The organism is Streptomyces niger (genome assembly GCF_000718305.1).
GTDB lineage: Bacteria > Actinomycetota > Actinomycetes > Streptomycetales > Streptomycetaceae > Streptomyces > Streptomyces niger.
In genome coordinates this window covers 63,742-84,387 of sequence record NZ_JOFQ01000009.1, presented here as the reverse complement: position 1 = coordinate 84,387, position 20,646 = coordinate 63,742, and the positions used below count along the sequence as shown (strand labels likewise).

Below are 20,646 nucleotides of genomic sequence, written 5' to 3'. Positions count from 1 at the left end.
GGGGCCGGGGGCCGGCGGGCAGAGTCGGGGCATGCCAGCGAAGAAGGGCGTGCACAGCCCGTATCTGATGTTGTCGGTGACGATGGTGCTGTGGGGCAGCGCCTTCGCCAGTTCCAAGTCGGTGGTGGAATACCTTCCGCACGAGGTCGCCGCGTTGCTCCGTTTCGGCGGCGCCGCGCTCGCCCTGTTGGCGGCGCTGTACTTCTTGGGCGACCGGCGGGAGGCGGCGCGGGCGCCGCGGGGTGCGGGCCGGCGCGCGGCGCTGGCGGGCGTCCTCGGCGTCTTCGCGTACAACAGCGCGTTCTTCTGGGGGCTTTCGCTCGCGCCCTCGCTCGACGCGGGCATCCTCATACCGGTGCTGAGCCCGGTCCTCACCAGCCTGTTCCTGCTGGTCACGAAGCGCGAACGGGCTTCGTGGGCGCGGCTCGCGGGGCTGGTGCTGGGGCTGACCGGAGCGGTGATCTTCTTCTTGGGGGCCGGCGGCAGCGCCCAGGGAAGCCCCTCGCGGCTCGCCGGGGACGCGCTGTTCCTGCTCAGCGCGGGGTGCTGGGCCGCGTACACGCTCGCCGGGCCGCGGGTGCTCGCCGGCGTCGACCCGCTGCGCGCCACGACGTACGCCACCTGCGCGGGCGCCGTCCTGCTGGGGTTCGTCGCCGCGCCCGCCGTACCGGACGTGCGCTGGCATGAACTGCCCTCGGGCGTCTGGCTGAACGTCGCGTTCCTCGCGCTGGGCGCCGCCGCCGTCGCCAACCTCCTGTACTACCGCGGAGTGGGCGCGGTGGGCCCCGCCTCGGCCTCGCTGATGATGTTCACCGTCCCGGTCGTCAACACCCTTTGCGGCACGCTGTTCCTCGGCGAGTCCCTCGGCGCGGTGCAGGCGGCGGGCGCGGTGGTCCTGCTGTGCGGCGCCGTCCTCGCCGCGACGCAGGGCCGGTTGCCGTGGCGCCGCACGGCCGCCCCCGCAGCGCCCGCGGCCGCCCCCGCCGGTCAGCCGGCCCGTCGGTAACTGCTGCCGTCCCTGGTACGGGTCAGCAGGCCGTCCGTGACCAAGTACCGGCGCAGCGCCGAGCAGTCCTCGTGGACCGTCAGCAGCGCGTCGTTGACCTCGCGCTCGGTGTAGTCGCGGCCCGGCTCGAACAGCGTCTCCGCGAGGTGCGCCAGCAGTTGCCGCCGCCGGGCGGTCTTCCGCGGGATCGCCGTGAGGCGCCCGTGCGAGAAGAGGGCGGCCACGTCCCGCGCGCTGCCGGTCGTGTCGTCGGTCTCGGTGGTCTCGGTCATGCCCGGGACTCTCTCGCGCGGGATGTCACCCCGGCAACGCAATATCCGGGTGACGAACGGGCACCAGAGACGCCACCGGGCGAACGGAGGCGCGACGAGATGACGGATCCACGTGCGGCACAACGGAAGACGTCCCCCGGTTCCGCGGACGGGACCGGGGGCCGGTCCGTGCCGGACACCGGATTCTTCGGACACCCCAAAGGGCTCGCGGTGCTGTTCTTCACCGAGGCCTGGGAGCGCTTCTCGTACTACGGGATGCGCGCCATCCTGCTCTATTACATGTACGAGCGGGTCGCCGACGGCGGTCTCGGCATCCCGCGCGCCACCGCGTCCTCGCTGATCGCCGTGTACGGCGCGGCCGTGTACCTGGCGGCGATCGCGGGCGGCTGGATGAGCGACCGGCTGCTGGGCCCGTGGCGCGGGACGCTGTACGGCGGGGTGCTGATCATGTGCGGCCACCTGTGCCTGGCGGTGCCGGCCGGGGCGCCCGCGCTGTACGCGTCGATGGTGTGCATCGTCGCCGGCACGGGCCTGCTCAAGCCCAACGTCTCCACGTCCGTGGGGAACCTCTACGGCCCGGACGACTCCCGCCGGGACGCCGGCTTCAGCCTGTACTACATGGGCATCAGCGTCGGTGCCGTACTCGCGCCGCTCGTGGTCGGCACATTGGGCCAACGCTACGACTACCACCTCGGGTTCGGCGTCGCCGCCGTCGGGATGGCGGTGGGCCTGCTGGTCTACGTACGCGGCCGGCGCCATCTCGGCGTGGCGGACCTCCGCCCGGCCAACCCCCTCCGCCGCGCGGACCTGCGCCGGGGTCCGGTCGTGGGAGCGGCGGCGGCCCTCGTCGCCCTGACAGCCGCCATCGCGGTCCTCACCGCGCGCGACCTGCTCACCCCCGACCTGATCGTCGACCTCATCAGCGTGCTGGCCGTCGCCCTGCCGGTCGTGCTGTTCACGCACATGCTGCGCAGCCCGCGCACGACCGCCCGCGAGCGGGCCGGGGTCCGGGCCTACCTGCCGCTCTTCGTCGCCGCGGTGTTCTTCTGGCTCATCCAGGAGCAGGGAGCGAGCGTGCTGGCCCAGTACGCCGATCAGAGCACGGACCTGGACGCGCTGGGCTTCCGGATCCCCTCCTCCTGGTTCCAGTCCACCGGGTCCTTCGTGCTGATTTGCCTCACCCCGTTCGCCGCCGCGCTGTGGATGCGCCTCGGCCCGCGGCAGCCCGGCGCCCCCACGAAGTTCGGCCTCGGTCTCGTACTGGCCGGACTCTCGTACGCGCTGCTCATTCACCCGGCACTGCAATCCGGCCCCAGCAACCCGCTCTGGCTCTTCGCCAGCTTCACCGTCGTCACCGTCGGCGAGATCCTGCTCTCCCCCATCGGCCTATCGGTGACGACCAGCCTCGCACCCGCCGCGTTCGGCGGCCGCACGATGGGTCTCTGGCTCGCCTCCAACGCCGCGGCCCAAGGCATCTCCGCCCAGCTCGTACGGCTCTACGACCGCCAGCACGCCGCGCAGTACTTCGCCGCGATCGGCGGCGTGAGCGCGGCCCTCGGCCTCCTCCTCCTGGCCACGTCCCCCGCACTCACCCGCCGCGTCTCGGCAACCCGAGGACCGGCCTGAACAGGGTGGGCCTTCCACCGCGTACGCTCAGCCGTCCACGGGCGAACAGCGACGCAGAGGAAGAACATGGCGGGGGACACGAACATGCGCGGGCTTGCGGCAGGAGCCGACCGAGCGGCACGGCCGACCGAGCAGGATCCTCCACGACGTCGTACCGGCCCCGTTCACTGGCTTGTGTTCAACAGTGCGTTGGTGGGCATATCGGTTGCCTGGATGTGGCTCGGGCCGGTGGTACCCCTGCCGGCCCTCCTGCGCGGCACGGGCATGCTCGTCTCCGCACTGTTGATTCCCCTGGCGCTCATCCTGGTACCGGTCTTCTGGTTCCGCCGCGTCCCTCGGAAGAAGCGGAAGGTGGCCTGGGAGCTCACCGTCACCCTCATCGCCGCAGTCGGAATCGCGTTCCTCGCCTACGGGGCCGGCGACGATCACGCCCTGCAGGAGCGCGGTCGTTGGACCAAGGCCGTCGTGGCCAAGGTCGAGGACCGCAAGAGCGACAAGTGCACCCTGCGCACCCGCGACGGCCAGGAGATCTCTCCCCTGCTGGGAGAGGGTGACGGCTGTGATGCGGAACGGGTCGGGCCCGGAGACGAACTGACCGTGCTGTACGACCCCGAGGGAGCGGCCGGCCCGGCGGACGAGATGCCGTCCAGCTCGTACGGAGGGGTCGTCGCCGGCCTGGCCGCACTGATCGTCGCGACGGGCACCTGCGGCTGCGTACGGATGAATCGGTGGGACAACGCGTACGACGGGGACACCGCTTAGGCGTCTCACACACGCTGCTCGCCGCCTACTGGCTGTGGGGCGTGGCGATGTCACTGCTGGCGCAGGCAACGGCGGATCTCTTCCCGACCGCTGCAACCCCGGGGCTCGTGCTCGGGCGATGTGTGGCGGTCCAGTGACCCGTCGGCGCCGTACCGAGTACCCGGCGAGGAATGCGTCCGAGCGCGTTCTCTGAACTGATCCGTCACGCCGCTTGATGACTTGGGTAGCCTGCGGTCGGTGGAGACCGGACCGAACTCGGCTGACTGGCTGGCAGATACGCGGACGTCTTATGACACCGTCGCTGAAAGTTACGCGGAGCTGACACGGCACCTCTTGGACGAGACGCCCGAAGAACGCGCTGTCCTGGCTCTGTTTGCCGACCTGGTGCGTGCCCAAGACAACGGGCCAGTCGTGGACGTGGGGTGCGGGACAGGCAGGATCACAGGCCACTTGCGGAAGCTGGACCTGGACGCGTTCGGCATCGATCTGTCACCTGGAATGATCGATGTGGCCCGTCGTGATCACCCCGATGTGCGGTTCGTTCTCGGTTCCATGACGGACCTCACCTTGGCCGATGCCTCGGTGAGTGGCCTGGTCGCCTGGTACTCACTGATCCACATTCCTGACGACGAGATCAGCTCTGTTCTCGCGCATTTCCGTCGCGTGCTTCGGCCCGGTGGGCTCTTGCTGCTCAGCTTCCATGTCGGCAATGAATCGCGGTTGAAAACTGAGGGCTACGGCGGGCACCCGATGAAGGTCTATGTCCAGGGGGACCACGGAGGTCCGTTTGCACGTGGCGGCCGGCTACTCGCTCGCCGGGGCGGGCGGCGCCACACGGGTGTCCTGCAGCATCGCGAATCGCATCGAACCTGCGCGCTTCGAGGTCGTGCCGCCGCTCACTGCCGGCGCGCGGTTCATCGACAACGTCGCCTTCTCGAAGGTGTTGCTACGGCCGCGGCTCCACGTCCCTCATCTTTTTTCAAAGCTTCGCGGATCAGTGGCTGGTGTGACTTCCTGCGCGCCGACCCCGGGTCTCCGCCTCCTTCAGGGGGTGAGATCCAGTACGCGTACCGGCTGGCCGTGCCACCGCTCGGGGGCGGTGGTGGCAACGATCGCTCCGTCGGGCCGGTCGGCGGTGGGCTGCGCCGCGTAATGGGTGTGAACGGCCGCCCAGGTGTCCTGGCGGGCCACTGCCAGGGCAGCGGGAAGATCGAGATCGAGCACGGTGACGCCCGGCAGCGCGGCGAGATGTTCAGCCGTGCCCGGCCGGGCACGGTCGGCTTCGACGAGTGCGCAGGCCGGGGCGTACAGGAACCAGCCCGGCTCCGTGTGTGCCCGGTGGATCAGCCGGGAGGCGAGCAGGTTGCCCTGGCCGGCGGCTGCCATGGCCGTGTCGTCGAAGACGATGTGCGTCGCTTCACTCACCGGCCGGCCGCCTGCGCCAGGCGACGGTCCAGCTCATCGTCCAGGTGCTGCTCTTGCGCCGTGGTCGGGCTGTAGCCGTTCCACTTCTGCAGCGCGATGCGGGCCTGCTCGGCGCGCTCCGCCCGCTCCTGCGGGGTGAGCATGGTCTCGGCGAGGCGAGCGAGGTAGGCCCTCAAGGAAAGGCCCTCACTCGCTGCGATGGCGGCAAGCCGTTCCTTGGCTTTCTCGGGGATGCGGACGTTGGCGTCGGACACGATCACGCGGCCTCTCTGATGGGTACGGGTACGTACCCGCACCCTATCGGCCCTGACCCGCGCCCTCAATCGGCGCGGTTGGCGCCGGACCGGGACAGCCCGCCCGAAGCGAGCGGCCGCGAGGCCCAATATCCCCACGGGTGAATTGCTGAGATCGGTTCTGCTGAATTCTCCACCCAGGAAACGCCCAGGTGCTGTCGGGAAACTGCGCGAGGCAACCGGCAGCCTCCCGGAGCGTCCGACGTGATACGCCACAGGTCGCTTACGCCACAGTTCACTGCCGTACACCCCGAGGGAACATGTCGTGTCATCTTTGCAGGTCAGAGGCGTAGCTCTCCAGCCCCAGGCACTTCAGGTCGGTCAGGCGAGCCAGTCGGTTCAGCGGCTCGCTGGCCGGTAGGGCATCCCAGGTGTCGGTCGGCTGCCATCTGGAGCAACACAAGTGGCAGCGAGGCCGCGACCTCCTGCTCCACCCGGGCGTGCGCCGCCGAATCGGTGAGCTTTTCCCCAACACCCTCACCGGTCTGGCCAGCCTCGGCGCCATAGTGGCGCTGATCGGCACCGCGACGAACACCGTCATGACGCTGATGGGCGAGGGCGGGGGTTCATGACCGTTCAGGCGCCCACTGGAGTGGTGCCAACCACAGAAAACTGAGGCCGAACGGAACGGCACAGGAGTGGCGGAAAGAGGGGCCAGGGGCGGGCAAGCGCCCGATCCCGGGGTGGGTTCGGGCGAGTGGGGGCGGGGACCGGGGGCACACGTAAGGGCACACGCCGGGTGACGGGAGAACGGGCATGGAACCTTCGAGCATCATCGGCGCCATCGTGATCGGCATTGTCATCGGTGCCCTGGGCAGGCTCGTCGTCCCGGGACGCCAGCACATCGGAATTCTGTGGACGATGCTGATCGGCATCGTCGCCGCGTTCGTCGGCGCGTGGGTCGCGATGCGCCTGGGCGTCGCCGCCACCAGGGGCGTGGACTGGATCGAATGGATCATCCAGATCGCCCTGGCGGCCATCGGGGTGACCGCCCTGGACCGCGCACTGGCGCGCCGCTGACCGTTACCGATGTGAGCCCCGGCCGGGGCTCACAGGCCGAACTCCCGGGGCGTCAGCCCCAATGCGCGGCACGCCTCGCGCACGACGGCCTGCTCGCTCTCGACGAACTCGCCGTCGGCCACGCCGATGACGATGCCGATCTGTACGACGGCCCGGGCCTCGGCCGGCTTCCTCACCTTCGCCACCTCGTGCAGTACGGCGGCCGTGCCCGCGCCGAAGTCGGGGGTCAGCAGGTCGAGGTTCGCCTCGAAAAGGCGTTGCAGGTCCTCCGCCTCGAAGTGCTGCAGCACCTCGTTGGTGGCGATGAGTTGCGCGACCCGGCGCCGTTCCGCCGGGTCGATGATGCCGTCGGCGGCGGCGACCAGTGCGCACATCGCCATGCTGGCGTCCCGGAACGCGCCGCTGCGCAACTCGTTCTTGCGCGCGACGAGCTGCGCCTGCATCGCCGCGACGGATTCCTTGAGGCGGTTCCACACGGTGTGGCGCCCGCCCGCCGTACGGCCGCGGTCGGATGCGTCCGCGTGCGTGCTCCCGTGCCCGTCCTCCGTGCCACTCGCCTCACCCGCCTCCCCCGGCGGTATCCGGCAGTGGTCGAGGTAGTCGCGCAGCACCGTCAGCCGCCGGTCCACCGCGGGGCTGTCGATCCGGTAGTAGATCTGCTTGCCCTCTTTGCGGGCGTCGACCAGCCCGCCGCGGTGCAGCAGCCGCAGGTGCTCGGAGGCGGTGGAGGGACGCAGTCCGCTGCGTTCGGCGATCTCGCCCGCGGTGAGTTCGCCGACGCCTGAGAACTGCGCCAGCATCTGCTGCCGGGTGTCGCTCGCGAGTGCCTTGAGGAAGACCGCCGTCGCCTCGTCCATCGCCGCCTCCTCATGGTCGCGTGGCAACGTTCACCTTCTCATGCGGCCGGCGCCGCCTCCGGCCCGCATGGGCGACCACGCCGGCAACTTCTACAGTCATGTAGATTTTGCTGAGCATCACACACCACCAGCGGAGGAGAACGACGTGGCGATTTCCCTGGCCAAGGGCGGCAATGTCTCACTCAGCAAGGAAGCGCCGGGGCTGACCGCGGTCGTCATCGGGTTGGGCTGGGACGTGCGCACCACCACCGGCACCGACCACGATCTCGACGCCAGCGCCCTGTTGTGCGGTGCGTCCGGCAAGGTCGCCTCCGACCAGCACTTCGTCTTCTACAACAACCTCAAGAGCCCGGACGGCTCGGTCGAGCACACCGGCGACAACCTCACCGGCGAGGGCGAGGGCGACGACGAGCAGATCAAGGTGAACCTCGCCGCCGTGCCCGCGGACGTGGCGAGCGTCGTCTTCCCGGTCTCCATCCACGACGCCGAGGCCCGCGCGCAGAACTTCGGCCAGGTGCGCAACGCCTACATCCGGGTGGTCAACCAGGCCGACGGGCAGGAGATCGCCCGGTACGACCTGAGCGAGGACGCCGCCACGGAGACGGCGATGGTCTTCGGCGAGCTGTACCGGCACGGTGCGGAGTGGAAGTTCCGCGCCGTCGGCCAGGGCTACGCCTCCGGCCTCGCCGGCATCGCCACCGACTTCGGCGTCAACGTCTGACCCGCCGGGGGAAGTTCGTCACGCGGGCGGGTCGAAGGCCGTCACCGGGAGCGGGTCGCCGTCGTAGCGCTCGATGTCGACGAGGGTGGTGCCGGACGTCGGGCCCTGGGCCAGGCGCGAGGTGCCGAGGTCGCGGGTGAGCACGTTGGGGTTGCCGTGCTTGTCCAGGCTGCCGGCGGCCCGGGTGTCGGCCGGGTCGTACCAGGCGCCGGTCGGCAGGGCGAGGACGCCGCGGTGGATGTCGTCGGAGAGCACGGCGCCGGCCAGGCACGCGCCCCGGTCGTTGAAGACGCGCACCACGTCACCGTCGCTGATCCCGCGCGCCGCGGCGTCCTGCCGGTTGATCGTCACGGGCTCGCGCTCGTGGATCTTGCCGGACCTGCTGTGCGCGCCGTGGTCGTACTGGCTGTGCAGCCGGTTCGCGGGCTGCGGCGAGATGAGGTCGAACGGGTGGCGCCGCCGGGCGTCGCCCCGCCACTCACGGGGCTCCAGCCACACCGGGTGGCCGGGGCAGTCGGCGTAGCCGAAGCCGGCGACCGTCCGGGAGAACACCTCGATGCGCCCCGAGGGCGTGGCGAGCGGATGGGCGTGCGGGTCCTCGCGCAGCAGCTGGAACCGGTTCGGCCGGTCGGGCAGCGGCGGGGTGAGGACATGGCCGTCCTCGCGGCCCCGGCTCCGGCTGCGCTCCGGGTCCCGGCCCGCCGCCCAGAAGTCCGCGAACGGCGGCAGGTCCACGCCCGTCCCGGCCAGCCGGACGCGAGTGCGCTCGTAGAGCTCCTCGACCCACTCGTCGGCGGTGCGCCCTTCGGTGAACTCCTTCTCCACCCCCAGCTTCCGGGCGATCTCGCTGAACGCGTCGTAGTCGGTGCGGCTCTGCCCCGGGGGCTCGGCGGCCCGGTACATCGGGGCGAGCGTCAGGTCGGTCTTGCCGGCGGCGAAGTCGTTGCGCTCCAGCATGGTCGCCGCGGGCAGCACGATGTCGCAGTGCCGGGCGAGCGGATTCCACCAGGGCTCGTGGCAGATGACGGTCTCCGGCCGCTGCCACGCGCGGACCAGCCGGTTCAGGTCCTGGTGGTGGTGGAAGGGGTTCCCGCCGGCCCAGTAGACGAGCCGGACGTCCGGGTAGCGCAGCCGGCGGCCGTCGTAGTCGAAGGGCTCGCCCGGGTGCAGCAGCATGTCGGCGAGGCGCGCGACCGGGATGAACGTCTCGACGGCGTTGTGGCCCTGCGGCAGCGACGCGACGGCGTGCCGCTCCCGCTCCACGCCGGTCTGCGAGACGCCGAGCGCGGCCGCGAAGCCGCCGCCCGGCCGCCCCATCGAGCCGGAGAGGGCCGCCAGCACGGTGGCCGCCCAGTACGGCTGCTCGCCGTGGTCCTGTCGCTGCACCGAGAAGCTGACGTTGATGACGGTGCGGTGGCGGGCGATCCGCCGGGCCAGGCCGACGATGGTCGCGGGGTCGACGCCGGTGAGCGCCGCGGCCCAGGCCGGGTCCTTCGCGACGCCGTCGCCGCGGCCCAGGACGTACCGCTCGAAGACCTCGAAGCCCGTGCAGCAGCGCGCCATGAAGTCCGCGTCGTGCAGCCCCTCCGTGATCAGCACGTGGGCCAGCGCGAGCATCAGCGGGACGTCGGTGTTGGGCCGCAGCGGCACCCAGTCCGCGTCGAGCGCCTCGTGCGCGTCCGACCGCCACGGTGAGATATTCACGAACGCCACGCCGTTGTCCCGGCACTGCCGCTGCCGGTCGACCGACTGGTGGCGGCCGACCCCGCCGGAGTTCGCCTGGGCGTTCTTGGCGGCCAGCCCGCCGAAGGAGACGACCAGCTCACCGTGGTCGGCGATCTCCCGCCACAGGGGGTTCTGCGCGACGGCGTTCCAGGGCCCGCCGCCGATCACGTGCGGCATGACCGCCTCCATGGCCGCGGCGCTGTACGACCCGACGGAGGAGGTGTAGCCGCCGAGCACGTTCAGGAAGCGGTGCACCTGGCTCTGCGCGTGGTGGAACCGCCCGGCGCTCCCCCAGCCGTACGACCCGCCGTAGATCGCCTCGTTGCCGTACGTCTCGCGTACCCGGTCCAGCTCGGCGGCGATCAGGCTGCCCGCCTCGTCCCAGGAGACGGGGACGAAGGGCTCGGCGCCCCGGCCACCGCCGTCGTACCGCGGCCCGTGCTCCAGCCAGCCCCGGCGCACCATGGGCTGCAGTATGCGGTTGCGCGCGTGGTGGGCGTCCGCGACGCCGCGTCCGATGGGCGAGGGGTGGGGGTCGTCCGGAGCGGGCTCCAGCTTGTCGATGCCACCGTCACCGTCCGTGACGACCTCGTAGTTGCCCCAGTGGGTGGCGGTGGGCAGGCGCCGGGGGGCTCCGTCGTCGGTGTGGGAGGTCGAGGTCATTGTGTCGCCTCACGTCTGTGCGGTGGTGCGGGTAGTGGGTCGGCAGGTCGGGGTGGTGTGGACCGAGTGCCCGCCAATGGCGACCGGTATCAGCCGGATGGGCGGACAGCCCCCGAACGGGTGCCGACGCACGTGATGACGTGGGGTGACGCGCGGTGACGAGTGTGGGGTGACGAGTGTGGGGACGGGGGCCGGGCGGCGGTGGTGGTCGCGCCGGTCGGCTGCGGCCCCGGCGCCCGCCGGTGGGGTTCACTCCGCCAGCCCCGCCGCCCGCAGCCTGGCCCGCACCGCGGGCCACTCGGGGTCCGCCGGCTCGCTGCGGTGCGCTCCGACGCCCCGGTCCTTGAAGCCGGTGGAGGTGGACACGCAGACCACCGGGCCATCGAAGTCCTCGTCCGCGCAGGCCCGCAGCCCCGCCAGGCCGGCCGCCGCCGAGAGCTCCACCCACAGGCCGGACCGAGCCAACTCGGCCTGCGCCGAGCGGAGTTGCTCGTCGGAGAGCGGCACCGCACGGCCCCCGCTGCCGCGCACCGCGAGCACCCCGCGGTAGCTGTTCACCGGGCAGTCGATGCCGTACGCGTCGGTGCGGCCGACCGCCACGTGCGCGGCCGGCAGGCCCTGGCGCAGGGCGGCGGCCAGCGGTGCGCCGGTGGCGGGTTCGCAGGCGAACAGCCGGGGCACGCGGTCCGTCACCCCGAGGCGGCGCAGCTCGCTGAAGCCCTTCCACACGCCGAAGAGCAGCTCGCCGTAGCCGGTGGGGAGAAAGACGGCGGCCGGCACGCCGAGGTCGGCGTGGATCTCGTACGCGACCGTCTTGTAGCCCTCGGGCCCGAAGGCATGGCCGGTGTGGGTGCGGGTCAGGTTGCTGACGGGCTGCAGTCCGAAGTGTTCGGCGATCCGCCGGGTGAGCGGCCAGCGCGCCGCCGTCGGCACGGGCAGCACGACGGCGCCGTACGCGTGCAGGAAGGCGTCCATCGCCGGCGGCAGGTCGGTGCCGGTGAGGACGACGCAGCGCAGTCCGGCGCGCGCCGCGTACGCCGCGGCGGAGGCGCCGTGGTTGCCGGACGACGCGACGACCACGCCGGGTGCGCCGGAGCCCAGGGCGGCGCCGACCGTGCAGCGGTTGAGGCGGTCCTTGTGGCTCCAGGTGGGGTTGCGTGACTCGTCCTTGACGAAGACGCCGGGCGAGAGCTCGACCAAGGGGGTGCCGCCCTCGCCGAGGCCGGGGGCGGCGAGCGGTGGGAGGAGCGGGGCCCAGCGGTCGAGGCCGGTGCGCGGGGGCTGCCCGTCGAAGAGCCCGGCGGGCACGCGGTCGTACGCGTAGTCCACCTCGACCGGGTAGGCGACCTCGTCCGTGCTGGTCTTGGGGCAGCCGCTGGTCAGCGGCGGCCACAGGGGGTAGCGGACGTCGGGATCACCCAGCGAGCGCTGGTCGGTGGCCAACGAGGCGGCAGAGGTGGTCGTCATGGGGTGATGGTAGGTGTCGGCCGGCGTTCCCCGGCCGGGGCGCGGGAGGCGACGGGGCGGTCGGCCCGGCGCCGTTTCCTCCGGCGTAGGCCGGCACCGGCCCGGTTCAGTGGATGTGCGACCCGCCGTTGATGTCGTAGGTGACGCCGGTGAGGTAGCCGGACGCGGGAACAGGCGACCGGCGGCTCCGGGTCCTGCTCGCCGCCGCGTACGAGCCTCGGCTGGATGGACGGGGCCGGCTACTTCACGGTGAAGGCCTGCACCCGGGACGGCGCCACCGGTCGGGACCAGGGCTGCAACAGCTGGCGGTTCTACTTCGACGGGAAGATGTGATGCCGCGGTAGCGCCGGACGCGCGGCACGCCCGATTCTTGGCTGATACACCGACCGGGTGGCGACGGCCGGGGTCGTCAGGCTAAGGTGATCACCGGCCCGGATGCCGCATCCCCCGTCGGTATCCGGGCCCTTCGCATGCCACCACGCGCTTCTCCCCGTACCGGCGGACGGTACGGAGCGGACGGCGCGGAGGGCCCCGGGCGCATTCGCCCGGGGCCCTCCGCTGTACGGGCTCGTCCTGCCCCACCCCCGTGGAGGCGGGACGAGCCCGGGTCGGTGGAGCCCGGTCACATGGTGAACGCGGGCGGCCGTACGGGGTCGGGGAGCAGCCGCGCGAGGCGGCCGGCCACGTCGAGGACCGTGCGGTCGGCCAGGTAGGGGCCGATGATCTGGATCGCCAGCGGCAGCCCGTCGGCGGTCTTCCCGGCGGGCACGACGGCGGCCGGGAGCCTGACGTGGCCGGCCAGGTTCAGCCAGGTCGTCTGCGCGTAGTACGGCCGCCGCTCGCCGTCCACGGTGATGTACCGCCGCGGGACCGGCACCGCGGTCTGGTCCGCGACGGCCGCGGTCGGCGCCGCGGGCGTGATCAGTACGTCGTGGCGGGTGAAGTAGTCGGCCCAGCGGGCGCGCAGCTTCTCGCGCGCCTCGTCGGCGAGCAGCCAGTCCCGGTGCCGCATGGTCCGCGAGCGCAGGTAGAGGGCGTTCGGGTCGTCGGCCGGGGTCCTCCGCGCGGCCGCGACGTCGTCGGCGAACCCCTCGTCGGTGGCGGTCGCGCTCGCCGTGGCGTACATCAGGCGCTGGAACAGCTCGTCGCTGTCGGCGAGGTCCACCGGGCGGGCGGCGTCGTCGACCGTGGCGCCGGCGGTCCGTACGCGCTCCCCCACCGTGTCCAGCAGCGCCCGGGTGTCCTTGTCGACGGGGCAGTACGGGTCGTCCCGCCAGATGCCGATCCGGTAGTCGGCGAGACGGCGGTGGCGCGCCGCCGGGAGGTCGATCCGCCACGCCACGGCGTCGGCCGGGGACGGCGCGGCGAGCACGTCCAGCAGCAGGTCGAGGTCCTCGGGCGTACGGGCGAGGGGGCCGAGGGTGTTCATGTCGGAGCTGGTCAGCCAGCCCGGCGGGCGCGGGATGTGGCCGCGGGTGGGCACGATGCCGAAGCTGGTGCGCAGCGCGTACACACCGCAGTAGGCGGCCGGGAGACGGAGGGAGCCGGCGAGGTCCGAGCCGACTTCGAGGGCGGTGAGGCCGGCGGCGACGGCGGCGGCCGGGCCGCCGGAGGAACCGCCCGCCGTCCTGCTGTCGTCGTGCGGGTTTCTCGTCTTGCCGAAGACGGGGTTCGAGGTCTGGATGTCCTGGCACATCGTCGGCACGTTCGTCTTGCCGACGAGGACGGCACCGGCCGCGCGGAGCCGGGCCACGGCGTCGGCGTCCCGGTCGGGCACGTGGTCGGCGAGGTCGGGTGAACCGCAGGTGGTGCGCAGCCCCTTGGTCTCCAGCGCGTCCTTCACGGTCAGCGGCAGGCCGTGCAGCGGGCCGAGCGGCCTGCCGGTACGCGCCAGGTGGCGGTCGGCCCGGTCGGCGGCCGCACGGGCGGCGTCGGCGTCGAGCGTGACGACGGCGTTCAGTCCCGGGTCGGCCGCGGCGATGTGCCGGAGGTACTGCTCCAGCAGATCCCGGCTGGTGATCTTGCGCCGGCGCAGCGCGGCGAGCTGCTCGCGGGCGGGGGCCAGATGCAGGGCGCGCCGGGCGGCCTTCGCCCTGCCGGCGCGCGGGCGGGCGGCGGCGGGGGACGCCACGGAGGCCGTCGCGGCGGCGGCCGTGGAGGCGGCGAGGAGGGTGCGGCGGCGGATCACGGGCGGGCTCCCGGGGCGGTGCTGTGCTGGGCGGTGGCGGAGCCCCCGGCGGGCGGGGTGAAGTAGGCGGCGACGCGCTGAAGGTGCGTCAGTTCGTCCTCGGTGGTGTCGAGGGGCAGATCCGCGTCGGCGTACTCGGCCGGGGTGTCGACCGGTGCGTCCGCACGGTGCCTCAGGAGGGCGTCGTGGATCTGGTCGGCGGTGACGGCCGCGGCGAGGCCGGCGCCGGTGAGGCCGGCGGCGCGGTGCCGGGCCGTGGCCTCCTCCCGTACGGCGGGGTCGAGGTAGCGGCGGAGCAGCTTCTGCCCCTGGCGGATCTCCACGCGGCGGCGCAGCAGGGGGAAGTGGGCGCTGCGGCCGCGCAGCAGGGCGTCGCGCTGCGGGGCCGGGCGGCGCAAAGTGATGCCGGGGTCGGCCTGGTCCAGCGCTGCCCACAGGTGGCGCAGGCGCCGGTAGCGCAGATGCGCGGTCGTCCAGTCGCGCGCCGCGGCGGACCGGCGGGCCAGCGTGGGCAGGAAGTATCCGATCTGGGTGAGCGTGGCGCCGATGTCACCGCACGCCCAGGCGAACGGGTCGAGGCCCCGGACGCCGAAGCCCACCTCGGCCCCGACGACGGCGCCGATGCGGATGGTGCTGTACCCGAGGGTGATGATCGCGCCGACCGTGATGAGCCGCAGGCCCCACGCGATCGACGGGCTGCTCGCGGTGCGCGCGTACTTCCAGCAGGAGCGGGCCAGGTAGACCTCGGCGACGGTGTACGTGCCGAAGTACAGCAGCACGTACGCCTGGTAGAAGGGGTCGTGCGCGTAGTACGTCGCGAAGTCGGCGGGGCGCGTCGTCGCCGGGGTGAGCAGCGCGAACAGTACGGCCATGCCGGCGATGACGGCGGCGGCCGCGAGGAGCAGGGCCCGGCCGCGGCGGCGAGCCTCCGCCGCCGGCTTCGACCAGTACGCGAGGACCGTGGCCTGCAATGCGAAGACGAGGGTCACGCAGCTCTGGGCGAGCGGCACGGAGAAGTTGGTGATGCCGAGGACCGCGTCGATGCGCACCCACACCCAGGTGAGGGAGACCGCGTAGCTGATCGCGGAGAACCCGTAGGTGAACGCCAGGGCGACCAGGGCGCGGTCGCGACGGCTCCTGCCGAGGTCGCGCAGGAGGAAGAGGAACCCGGTACCGGCGATCGCCAGGCACAGGGGGTGGAGTATGTCTTTCACGGCCTGATCCGGTCAGCGCAGCAGCGTACGGGCGATGGGGTCGGCGTCCCGGGGAGTGTGGGAGGCCGCGGCGCGGGAGACGCTCACGTGCTCCTGCAGCAGTGATCCGAGCATTTCTGCTTCGAACTCCTCGGGTTCGTTGTAGCGGGTCCGGCCCAGGACGAGCTGGACGATGCCGGGGTCGATGCCGGTGATCAGGCCGCCCAGGTTGCCGGTGTCGACCGGCGACTTGCCGCGGTGCCGCCGGAGCATGTGCGCGAACTCGTGCCCCACGATGACCTCGGCGTGCGCGCGGCTGATGCCGGTGTCGTAGAAGACGTAGTCCGTGGTCCCGGTGGCGAGCCACATGCCGCACGGGGCCGAGGAGTCCAGGGCGTCCGGGTCGGACGGGTCCGGCGTGAAGGGCATCAGCCGGATCGACCGGCCGAACCGGTCCTCCATGAACGGCACCAGGTCCAGGACGCTGTCCACGGGCGGCAGGTCCAGCTCCGCGACGAACTCCCGGTTGCGGCGCTCCACCTCGTCGGCCGCGCGGTCGCGACGGCTGCGCCGCGCGCGGCCTCCCCTCCACATCGACACCCTGGAGCCCGTCACGGCGAGCCCCTCTCGGGGTCGTCGGGCAGGCCTTCCAGCTCCCGCACGGCGTCGATCGCCTCCAGGACCTTGCGCTGACTGCTGTCGGACAGGCCCATCGCGCGGAGGGCGATCTCCCGCACGCCTGCTTCGCTGAGCTTCCGCAGGAGCTCGAACTGGTCGGCGACCTTCCGCGTGATCTCGTCCTCGACGAAGTAGCCGGCCTCCACACCGAAGAACCGCGCCAGCAGCGGCACGAGGGTGATGGTCGGGGTGCGCTCCCCCTTGCGCAGCATGCCGAGGTAGGCGCCGGTGAAACTGTCGTCGCCGTAGGAGGAGATCGTCCGCGCCACGTGCGCGTTGCTGAACTCCTTGGCGCCCGGCGGGCGCACACGGTCGAAGAGGAAGTTCAGCCGGACGGCGAACGGAGCCCCCGGACCGGGCACGGGAACCACGGGTTCCTCCCCCGGCGTCCCGGCATCGGCTCTGTCATCCACTGCGGCCACGTGCTGCTCCTCCTCGGTCGCCCTAAACTATAGTTGACGATCGCCACTCCGGAAGCCCCAATTCCCGCTCGATGCGAATCGAGCGGCCCGGCGGCCCCGCGGAGGCCACCGATCACCCCGCGCAGGAGCCCGCTCCCGCCCCCGGCCGGCGCCGTCCCGCCGGGTTCCCGTACTTCCGGCGGGGCGGGATGTCAGGGTGGCGGAGTGACCTACGACAGCTGCTGGGATTTCCCGCCCGACGAACCGATCGCCCGACACGGCGAATTCAGCCTCACCCTCGTCCGGCCGCCCTTCCCGGGGCCCGGCGTGCAGCCTCCCGCGCACGATCCGGAGGAGGCCCGGCGGTTCGTCGGGGACTTCGGAACCATCGAGGGCGTGGTCGAGGAGCTGGCCCCCGTGCCGGCCACCGACGCGGTTCCGCTGGGGACGCGCGCAGACCTCGACCTGGTACGAGTGGGCTGCTGGGGCGGCGTGACCGAGATCAAGGACCCGGCCCTGGCGCCGCACTCCGACGGTACGTTCCCCACCCTGGAGCAGGCGGAGCTCCTCGAACGGCGCTTCCCCGACGCCGCGATCGTCGCGTCCGCCACCCTGGACCACGCCATGACGTACGGCGCATGGAGCATCCACCACCCGAACGGTGCCCGCCTGTTCGCCGCCGGCTGGCACGGGGAGGACGGCTGGGACGTGGACGGGGACGCGCGCGCCGTACTCGCGGCCTTCGGCGCGCTGGGGTTCGCCTCGGACGCGGACCTGGACCTCGACGCCGACCCGGCGGACTTCGACTGGAACGGCCTCGCGCGCGCCTGCCTCAAGGGCGTCACCTCGATCGACCGGCGCTCCCGCACCATGTCGGTCTTCCGCGTACACCGCAGCGAGGAGGTCGTCGGCGACATGGAGGAAAACTGGCTCGAAACGTAACAATACCGCTACAGGGGCGAGTTGACGTGAGCATGCACCAGTGGCGTCAAGAAAAGATAAACCCCACCCGTCCATGAGGGCGGACGCTGTCGGCGCAGCCATCACGACCGATCAGGAGTCCCGGACGCCGGACACCATCACGGGGCTCCACGGGGGAAACACGTTGTCCAATCGCCTGACCGGATCCCCGCGCCACCGGCGCCTGTGGGTGCGTATCGCGCTCGCCGTCACGGCGGCGACCGCCGTGAGTCTCACCGGGCTCCCCGGCCTCCCGCACGACGAAGCGGAAGCGGCCAAGAAGCCGAACGTCAAGCCGATGCGGTGCGACGAGAAGTACCTCGGCCGCAAGTTCCCGAACACCCCGGCCGACTCCGGCCCGCCCGCCGACGCCAACTTCGAGGCGTGGCCCAACGACGAGAACTACACCTACGTCAACCCGGCCAAGGACTACGACGGGGTACTGCCGCCCACCGACGCGCAGCGCGAGAAGGCCGGGAAGAACTACAAGAAGTGGCAGCGGAAGTACAACAAGACCAAGAACCCGGCCGACCGGGTCATGGAGATCTACGCCCGCTACAACAAGCAGTACGACAGCCCCAAGGGGTACCAGGACTTCGCCCGCTGGCTCGACGTGCGCTACGTCGGCGCCCACGGCAACCCCCGGCGGGGCGAGGCCTTCATGGCCCGCATGGTCGAGAAGTACAAGATGGTGGGGCCGGACTGGTGGTGCGAGGACCCGCTGGAGTACACCGACCCGGAGACCGGCGAGAAGCGCACCCGGGTCGTCGACGCCCGTGACCGGCGCACCGACCGCAACGTGGAGATCAAGTCCAACGGGCGCGTCGAGAGCGACCAGATGAAGGCGGACCGGCAGCTCGCCAAGGAGCGGCCCAGGTCCACCTACCAGTACCTGACCGGGTCCAAGACCGAGAACTCCACCAAGGACAAGATCAAGGCGTTCGACGACGACCTGAAGAAGATGCGGAACACCAACCGCACCCAGGCAGGCATCGTCGAGCGCCGGTCCAACGCCATCGAGCGGCCGCAGAGCCCGAACAACTACACCCGTTACGACTCCCGGTTCAACGCCGACCCGCGCAAGGCGGGCCGCAGCCCGATCGTCGACCAGGCGCTGCGCTCGGGGAAGACCGTCGAGGAGGCCCGCAAGCTCCAGGCGATCTACAACCGCAACAACAGCGGCGGCTACTTCAACCGGGGCCCCGGCGGCATCGACTTCTCCACCCTGGAGATGAACTTCGTCGGCACGCCCGTCAAGGGCAAGGCCCTCAAGTACTCGATGAAGGCCGACTACGTGACGGACCCGGACGCCGCACCGGGCTTCGGCGGCGAGGCCAAGCTGACGCTGGCCTCGGACTCCTTCTTCACCTGGCTCGCGCTGACGCCCGACAAGTTCTGGGTCAACCTCAACCCCGTACGGCCCGACCTGATCATGGACAAGGAGTTCGCGAAGACCGACGCGGGCCGGGTCCTGCTGGAGTCGGACCTGACCCTCAAGCACGACTACGCGGACGCGATGAACCCCGACAAGTACGAGCGGGGTGAACGCTTCTGGCGGGCGGCGCCGCGTACGGCGGAGGGGCAGCCCTGCCTGCCGATCATCCGGCAGTGGATCACGCCCAAGACCGCCCAGGTGCGCGAGCAGGACGGCGGGATCTACATCCTCGACGCCCCGCTGAAGGTCAACATGGAGGTGCCCACCGGACCCGACGTCCCGGCGAGCAGCTGCAAGATCAGCGAGGCGCAGACCAAGCAGGCCGAACAGCTCATCAAGACGATGATCCAGCCGGAGCTGGAGCGCCGCGTCAACGAGGACGCCTCCTACGCCGACCTGCGCCGCGTCTACACCTCCCGGGTCGCGGCCGAGTACATCCGCCGTACCGACGCCGCACGGGCCACCGATTACCACAAGATCATCAACAGCAACGACGTCAAGCGGTGGCCGCTGCGCGGGGAGAACAAGGACTGGGACAAGAAGACCGTCTACGACAAGTACGTCGACTCCTTCAAGCACGGCGACTACAAGTTCGAGCGCACCTACGACGGCAAGGTGTGGATCCTGTCCATGGGCGGCGTGGACTTCTCCAAGGCCCCCCGCCGCAACGTCTCCCGAGCCCGCTTCAACACCGAGCACAAGGGCCTGGACAGGACCACCAAAACGTCGACGAAGGCCGAGACGACCTACCGGGACACGGAGCAGGTCTTCCTCGGCGGCGGCGAGCCGATGACGGGTGCGGGCGGCGGGGACGACCCCACGCCCACGCCGACCCCCACGGACGAGCCGACCGGCACGCCCACGGACGAGCCGACCGGTACGCCCACCACCCCGGCACCCACGCAGACCGCGCCGGGCGGGGGCCACGACAAGCCGACGCCGCCCGCGAAGGACCCGAGCGGTGACCTCGCCGACACCGGAACGCACGCCCCGGTGGCCCTGATCGCCGGCATCGCCGCCGCGCTCGTGGTGGCCGGCGGAGTGCTCACCTGGTGGATGCGGCGCCGGAAGCGGGAGACCGCCGGCTAGTCGTACCGACCCGCAGCACCTCACGGCGACGCGCCGCCCGGTCACCGCCCTCCGCGGTGACCGGGCGGTCGTGCGTCGGCACCGCTCAGCCGGCCTCCCTTGCCGGTTCGGCTACTCGGCGGACGGCGCGGGCCGCACGTCGTCGGGCAGCGGGGTGTGCAGGATGCCGGCGAGGAGCATGCGAACGGCCCAGTTCCGACGCTGTTCGGGGGCGCCGGACAGGAGTTGGGGGGCGCGCCCCGCGAGGTTCGGGTGGTCGTCCGGCGCGGCGTTCCGCAACGCGTCGGCCAGTGCGTTCCACTCGGTCTCCGCGTGCGGCGACTCGTCGAGGGTGGCGTGCTCCGCGGCGTCGGCGGTGGCGACCTGGAGCAGTACGTCCACGCCCCAGGCGGCCCGGTCGTCGGGGACGCCGCCCTCCTTGAGCAGGGCGAGCAGCGCGTCCAGCAGCGCGAGGTAGTGCGGGCCCGACGGGCGGGTGACCAGCGCGGTACGGGCCAGGCTGGGGTGCGCGAAGAGCACCTGGAGGTAGGAGACGAGGACCGCCTCGATCCGCTCCTGCCAGTCGCCCGGGTCGCGGACGGGGGCCAGGTCCACGTCGCCCAGCAGTTCGTCGAGGACCGCCGCGTGCAGCTCGGCCGTGTTGGCCACGTACACGTACAGCGAGGCGGGGCCGGTGTCGAGCTCCTGCGCCAGGCGGCGCATGGTCACGCGTTGCAGCCCCTCGGCCCGGAGCAGCCGGACCGCCGTGTCGATGATGCCCTCGCGGGTGAGGGCGGGCTTGGCGGGGCGCTCCCGGCGGCTGCGGGAGTGGGCGCGGGCGTCGGCGGCTGGCATGGGAGCCAAGCTAGCGAACACGTTCGCCGGA

At 71.8% G+C, this 20,646-nt stretch carries 19 protein-coding genes and 2 pseudogenes; 9 read left to right on the top strand and 12 right to left on the bottom strand.

All coding sequences use genetic code 11. From position 1 onward, the window contains the following. Window positions 1-31: 31 nt before the first annotated feature. The gene (locus tag IF20_RS19635; protein ID WP_052866548.1) at window positions 32-1,006 is read left to right on the top strand and encodes a DMT family transporter; all 975 of its coding nucleotides are present in this window, start codon (window positions 32-34) and stop codon (window positions 1,004-1,006) included. Here the strand turns inward: IF20_RS19635 and IF20_RS19630 are convergent. After that, window positions 988-1,278, bottom strand: coding sequence for a DUF2087 domain-containing protein (locus IF20_RS19630; protein ID WP_052866547.1), 291 nt, complete (start codon window positions 1,276-1,278; stop codon window positions 988-990). The genes IF20_RS19635 and IF20_RS19630 overlap by 19 nt on opposite strands. Window positions 1,279-1,446: 168 nt before the next feature. Between IF20_RS19630 and IF20_RS19625 the strand changes: the two genes are divergently transcribed. The 3 genes and pseudogenes from IF20_RS19625 to IF20_RS37970 form a co-directional block, all read left to right on the top strand. After that, entirely contained in the window at window positions 1,447-2,904 is a 1,458-nt protein-coding gene (locus tag IF20_RS19625; RefSeq protein ID WP_052866650.1) for a peptide MFS transporter, read from the top strand. A gap of 192 nt (window positions 2,905-3,096) precedes the next feature. Then, window positions 3,097-3,666, top strand: coding sequence for a hypothetical protein (locus IF20_RS19620; RefSeq protein ID WP_199896668.1), 570 nt, complete (start codon window positions 3,097-3,099; stop codon window positions 3,664-3,666). A 237-nt stretch (window positions 3,667-3,903) separates the two neighbouring features. Further along, window positions 3,904-4,359 (top strand): annotated as a pseudogene (locus IF20_RS37970) (methyltransferase domain-containing protein); the annotation flags it as partial. Window positions 4,360-4,710: 351 nt separating this feature from the next. On the opposite strand, the gene IF20_RS19615 reads toward IF20_RS37970, so the two are convergent. Next, window positions 4,711-5,091: a PIN domain-containing protein gene (locus IF20_RS19615; protein WP_199896667.1), complete on the bottom strand. Its 381-nt coding sequence runs from the start codon at window positions 5,089-5,091 to the stop codon at window positions 4,711-4,713. After that, window positions 5,088-5,345, bottom strand: coding sequence for a hypothetical protein (locus IF20_RS19610; protein WP_052866648.1), 258 nt, complete (start codon window positions 5,343-5,345; stop codon window positions 5,088-5,090). The genes IF20_RS19615 and IF20_RS19610 overlap by 4 nt, the downstream gene beginning before the upstream one ends. 410 nt (window positions 5,346-5,755) lie before the next feature. Here IF20_RS19610 and IF20_RS19605 point away from each other — a divergent pair, with 410 nt between their 5' ends. Continuing rightward, window positions 5,756-5,956, top strand: coding sequence for a hypothetical protein (locus IF20_RS19605; protein WP_052866545.1), 201 nt, complete (start codon window positions 5,756-5,758; stop codon window positions 5,954-5,956). 184 nt (window positions 5,957-6,140) lie between these two features. Continuing rightward, complete coding sequence (locus tag IF20_RS19600; RefSeq protein WP_052866544.1) at window positions 6,141-6,404, top strand: GlsB/YeaQ/YmgE family stress response membrane protein; 264 nt, start codon at window positions 6,141-6,143, stop codon at window positions 6,402-6,404. A gap of 29 nt (window positions 6,405-6,433) precedes the next feature. On the opposite strand, the gene IF20_RS39265 is transcribed toward IF20_RS19600, so the two are convergent. Continuing rightward, window positions 6,434-6,847 (bottom strand): tellurite resistance TerB family protein, encoded by a 414-nt coding sequence (locus tag IF20_RS39265; RefSeq protein WP_052866647.1) that lies wholly within the window; start codon window positions 6,845-6,847, stop codon window positions 6,434-6,436. Between the two features lie 192 nt (window positions 6,848-7,039). Continuing rightward, window positions 7,040-7,261 (bottom strand): annotated as a pseudogene (locus IF20_RS40555) (ArsR/SmtB family transcription factor); the annotation flags it as partial. A gap of 145 nt (window positions 7,262-7,406) precedes the next feature. On the opposite strand from IF20_RS40555, the gene IF20_RS19590 reads away from it, so the two are divergent. Further along, on the top strand, window positions 7,407-7,982 hold the full coding sequence (locus IF20_RS19590; RefSeq protein ID WP_052866543.1) for a TerD family protein: 576 nt from the start codon (window positions 7,407-7,409) through the stop codon (window positions 7,980-7,982). Window positions 7,983-8,000: 18 nt separating this feature from the next. Here the strand turns inward: IF20_RS19590 and IF20_RS19585 are convergent, their stop codons facing one another. The 6 genes from IF20_RS19585 to IF20_RS19560 all read right to left on the bottom strand — a co-directional run bounded on the left by IF20_RS19585 (window position 8,001) and on the right by IF20_RS19560 (window position 16,267). Continuing rightward, window positions 8,001-10,370, bottom strand: a complete 2,370-nt coding sequence (locus tag IF20_RS19585) for a molybdopterin-dependent oxidoreductase (RefSeq protein ID WP_052866542.1) — start codon at window positions 10,368-10,370, stop codon at window positions 8,001-8,003. Between the two features lie 249 nt (window positions 10,371-10,619). Next, on the bottom strand, window positions 10,620-11,837 hold the full coding sequence (locus IF20_RS19580) for a threonine synthase (RefSeq protein ID WP_052866541.1): 1,218 nt from the start codon (window positions 11,835-11,837) through the stop codon (window positions 10,620-10,622). A gap of 622 nt (window positions 11,838-12,459) precedes the next feature. Further along, complete coding sequence (locus IF20_RS19575; protein WP_052866540.1) at window positions 12,460-14,025, bottom strand: amidase; 1,566 nt, start codon at window positions 14,023-14,025, stop codon at window positions 12,460-12,462. Further along, a complete protein-coding gene (locus IF20_RS19570) occupies window positions 14,022-15,239 on the bottom strand; it encodes an MAB_1171c family putative transporter (RefSeq protein WP_052866539.1) in 1,218 nt (405 codons plus the stop codon). Before IF20_RS19570 ends, IF20_RS19575 begins: the two co-directional genes overlap by 4 nt. 12 nt (window positions 15,240-15,251) lie before the next feature. Further along, window positions 15,252-15,833, bottom strand: a complete 582-nt coding sequence (locus tag IF20_RS19565; RefSeq protein ID WP_234426736.1) for a hypothetical protein — start codon at window positions 15,831-15,833, stop codon at window positions 15,252-15,254. Next, complete coding sequence (locus IF20_RS19560) at window positions 15,830-16,267, bottom strand: hypothetical protein (RefSeq protein WP_234426735.1); 438 nt, start codon at window positions 16,265-16,267, stop codon at window positions 15,830-15,832. Before IF20_RS19560 ends, IF20_RS19565 begins: the two co-directional genes overlap by 4 nt. Before the next feature lie 255 nt (window positions 16,268-16,522). On the opposite strand from IF20_RS19560, the gene IF20_RS19555 reads away from it, so the two are divergent. Together IF20_RS19555 and IF20_RS39255 are read left to right on the top strand one after the other, a co-directional pair. Continuing rightward, window positions 16,523-17,239, top strand: a complete 717-nt coding sequence (locus tag IF20_RS19555) for a DUF6333 family protein (RefSeq protein WP_052866538.1) — start codon at window positions 16,523-16,525, stop codon at window positions 17,237-17,239. Window positions 17,240-17,402: 163 nt separating this feature from the next. After that, the gene (locus tag IF20_RS39255) at window positions 17,403-19,781 is read left to right on the top strand and encodes a hypothetical protein (RefSeq protein ID WP_199896665.1); all 2,379 of its coding nucleotides are present in this window, start codon (window positions 17,403-17,405) and stop codon (window positions 19,779-19,781) included. A 111-nt stretch (window positions 19,782-19,892) separates the two neighbouring features. On the opposite strand, the gene IF20_RS19545 is transcribed toward IF20_RS39255, so the two are convergent. Next, window positions 19,893-20,615, bottom strand: a complete 723-nt coding sequence (locus tag IF20_RS19545; protein ID WP_052866536.1) for a TetR/AcrR family transcriptional regulator — start codon at window positions 20,613-20,615, stop codon at window positions 19,893-19,895. Window positions 20,616-20,646: the final 31 nt, after the last annotated feature.